The sequence below is a fragment of the Streptomyces sp. a15 genome, from assembly GCF_059026085.1.
The window spans coordinates 1-3,464 of sequence record NZ_JBWLKM010000190.1; the positions used below are offsets into that span (position 1 = coordinate 1).

Annotated in this window: 3 protein-coding genes and 2 pseudogenes; 3 read left to right on the forward strand and 2 right to left on the reverse strand. The window is 67.3% G+C overall.

The window, feature by feature from the left end:
* Positions 1–139 precede the first annotated feature (139 nt).
* Positions 140–298: pseudogene (locus AC5P09_RS51355) on the forward strand (pyridoxamine 5'-phosphate oxidase family protein); the annotation flags it as partial.
* A gap of 50 nt (positions 299–348) precedes the next feature.
* Positions 349–495, forward strand: a pseudogene (locus AC5P09_RS51360) (alpha/beta fold hydrolase); the annotation flags it as partial.
* Positions 496–787: 292 nt separating this feature from the next.
* Here AC5P09_RS51360 and AC5P09_RS51365 read toward each other — a convergent pair.
* Both AC5P09_RS51365 and AC5P09_RS51370 read right to left on the reverse strand, forming a co-directional pair.
* Positions 788–1,534: an NAD(P)H-binding protein gene (locus tag AC5P09_RS51365; protein ID WP_493880538.1), complete on the reverse strand. Its 747-nt coding sequence runs from the start codon at positions 1,532–1,534 to the stop codon at positions 788–790.
* 67 nt (positions 1,535–1,601) lie between these two features.
* A complete protein-coding gene (locus tag AC5P09_RS51370) occupies positions 1,602–2,018 on the reverse strand; it encodes a hypothetical protein (protein WP_493880539.1) in 417 nt (138 codons plus the stop codon).
* Positions 2,019–2,405: 387 nt separating this feature from the next.
* On the opposite strand from AC5P09_RS51370, the gene AC5P09_RS51375 reads away from it, so the two are divergent.
* Positions 2,406–2,897, forward strand: a complete 492-nt coding sequence (locus AC5P09_RS51375) for a transposase (protein ID WP_493880540.1) — start codon at positions 2,406–2,408, stop codon at positions 2,895–2,897.
* Positions 2,898–3,464 lie beyond the last annotated feature (567 nt).

Genomic DNA, 3,464 nt, shown 5'->3' on the forward strand with positions numbered 1-3,464 from the left:
CCGCGCGACCAGCCGCTACCGCTGGGACGACCGCCCCACCACCCGACGCCTCAAGTGATCCATTCGCCGGTCGGTCTTAGTCACCCGCGGCGCGCCCACCGGACGGTTCGCCACCGTCGGGGCCGGCGGCACGCCGAACATCACCCCCGTCTGGTACGTCTTCGACGGCGAGGCCTTCCTGTTCACCACGGGTGGCGCGACGGCCAAGGCCCGCAACCTGCGGCGCAACCCCCGCGCATCCCTCTGCGTCGCCGACGACGCGCCGCCCTTCGCCTACGTCGAAGCGCGGGGCGAGGTGACGCTCAGCGAGGACCTCGACGAACTCCTCGATGTCGCCACACGGGCAAGTTCATCGGCGACCGCCATGAGTCCCAGATGTGACTCATGGCCCACGACGTCACCGGACACGTCTTCGACGCCGGCCACGACCTTGCAGAGGAAGTAACCGACGAGATGGCCGACGTCGTCCTGCCGTTCCTGGCCGCGCACCAGTAACCGCACTCGGCCGCCGAGGTTGGCGATCTGAAGCGGCCCGGCAGGGCGAGGGGGCTCTGTCTTCATGCGTCGACGCCGCCGCGATCACCCGATCCAGAACCCAGTTCGACTGACCACGCCCATCGACCGGTGTGCGGAAGCCTTCTGAGACCCGGTGTGTGATGTGCGGGTTGTGGACGCGCCCAGCCCTGCGGCCCTTATGGGGCGCTGCTGAGGCCCGGAGCGCCGTGTGCTGGTCGTACGGGGTTGGGCGCGCAGTTCCCCGCGCCCCTTGACGGGGCGCGCTTGTGGCTCAGGATTGGAACTCTGCGCGGTGGTCCTTGGCCCACTCGCCGAATGTGCGGGCCGGAGTACCCGTGACCGTCTCGACCGTGGTCGTGATTTCCGGGGGCACGCCCACGGTGGCCGCGAAAGTCTTGAGGACGTCCTGCAGCATCGAGGGTGAGACGTGGGGGAAGAGGTCGTGGCCCACCTGGTCCGGGGGGACTTCGACGAAGTGTAGGTCGCGGCCGAGGGCCCGGCCGATGGCGGTGATCTGTTCGGTGGTCGTCACGGCCTCGGGGCCGGTGAGGCGGTGTACGGCGCCGGCGTGTCCGTCGTCGGCGAGGACGCGGGCCGCGACGGCCGCGATGTCGTCCTCGTGGATGGGTGCCGTGACGGCTCCGGCGAAGGGGCCGTGGACGGTGTTGCCCGCGCGGATCTGCGGAGCCCACTGAAGGGCGTTGACGGCGAAGGTGATGGGGCGCAGGAAGGTCCACTCCAGACCGCTGTCGCGGACCTGCTGTTCGGCGGTCGCGTGCCAGATGTGGATGGGGTGGGTTTCGTCGGCGCCCTCTTTGATGATCCCCGAGGAGAGCATCACGACGTGCCGGACGCCTGCCGCGCGGGCGGCGTCGAGCAGGTCGCCGGTCCGTTCCCCGGTGGCCTGTATGTGGAGGAACAGCTTGGTCGCGCCGTCCAACAGGTGGGCCGGCCGGTCGAGTTCGAGCCTGGCCACCTCCGCGCCGGAGGGGAGCGCGGCCCGTCCGGGACCCTGCATGCCCCAAGACTGGCCCCGACTCCACCGAGCCGGGGCCAGAACCCGAGATTTTCAGCAGCCTTCTGGATTAGCGGTCGAGCCAGCGCTGGATCGCTTCGAGCATGTTCTCCGGACCCGTGGCGAAGCACAGACGGATGTCCGGCTGGAGGTCGACGAGCACGTTGACGATCCGTTCGAACAGGACGGTGTTCTCCGGAAACAACCGGACGCCGCTGCCGACGAGCGCCAGCCCGAAGGAGCGCTCGGCGAATCGCTTTCGAATCTCGACCTCGGCCTCGTCGGGGTCCTTGCTGACGCTGCACATCTCGCCGACGACGCCCGCGGCCTGGCTCGCCGCCCAGCCGCGTTTGACCTGGGCGGCCAGCTCCTCCACGGTCAATTTAAATGGCGCCAGCTCCTCCGGTGTGAACGACTCGGGCAGGATGCCGATGGCTAGGACGTCGTCGTTGAGTAGAGCCTTCACTTGAGAGTTCTTGTGGGACATGGGACTCCTCCATTGGGCCCTTAGTTGACGTATCATTACATGCGGCATGGGTGATATGCGTCGGCGCCCCTTGGGTCGGCGTCCGCCTGAGCGCTGTCGCGTTCGGCATCGGCAGCGGTCCCGCCACTGGTGCTGCCCCGTGCGCAGCTCGTCGGTGAGCTGGGTGCGGGCGTGTGATGACTTTGCGCACTGCGACAAAACCGCTTCCGACACACTCGACCGGCTGCCACATCGCCTGGCGGATCAAGAAGAACTTCCTCCTGCCACCTCTGTGGGCCCTCCCGACGGCTCGTATGTGTCCGTCATGCCCCCTCTGTTGAGGGCCAGTGCCTGGGCGATGCCCGCGTCCACGGCCGCACGCCGGCAGGGCTGCCCGAGGGATACTTCGTGCGCATCGTCGACTACACCGTGCCCGCCCGGTCCCAGGACGGGCCGCCTCAGGTGGAGAAGTTCCGCCTGGCGGCCAGCCTGCTCGACCACCGGCAGGCGCCCGCAGGGCAGTTGGCCCGCCGATACCATCAACGCTGGGAGATCGAAAACGGCTTCGCCGAACTCAAAAGCCGGCTGAGAGGGGCTGGCTTCATCCTGCGCTCCAAGACCCCTGAGCTCATCTGCCAGGAGGTCTACGCGCTTCTCACCGTCTATCAGGCACTGTGTGCGCTCAAAGTCCACGCAGTCGAACAGGTTGAGGTCGATCCCGACCAGATCTCCTCACCACGACGGTGCGGCTCGCCCGGCTCACGACTGTCGGACGGACCGCAGCGAACCGGCAGGTTCTGTACGCCGCCCGACTCGATGTGGCCAGGAACTCCTGAACGACCTTCTGTGGACACCTATCCTCACCTGCGAAAGCACCCTGAATCACCGGCGTTGCCGTGACCAGCACATTGGATCCACGCCCAGTTCGGGGGAACGCCCCATGCCGGCGTCCGTGTCGCCTACCAAGAAGTCGTGGGTGAGGCCGAGCGCCCTACGCGTTGACCGTGTTGAAGGTGGCAGGTGCGACCGCGATGCCGTCGGCATCGTGTCCTCGCTGTGCACGGAGCGGCCGGTGAACCGATCCCACTCCGTCAACTGGGGCTGCCGACCGGCGTGCGGCCGTCGGGGGCAGTCTGATGATGTCGAAGCCGCGGGCCTGCGTGTCGCATCCGGTGGCCTGGACCGGGCTGTAACGCGCTCGCGACACTCACAAGCCTGTGAGCGTTCCGCCCCGTGCGGCGTCACACCGTTCGGCGATGGAGTAAGGAAACATTGACGCATCAACAGTCGATGTGTCACCTTTCTCTTGACTTCCCCCCACAGAACTGAGCAGCCATGGGTGTGCCATCAGAGGGGGCCATATTGCCGTGGAGGAGGGACCCCCATGTCCCACAAGAACTCTCAAGTGAAGCCTCCGCTCAATCAGCGCGTGCTGGCCATCGGCATCCGCGCTGATGCGTTTGCGCC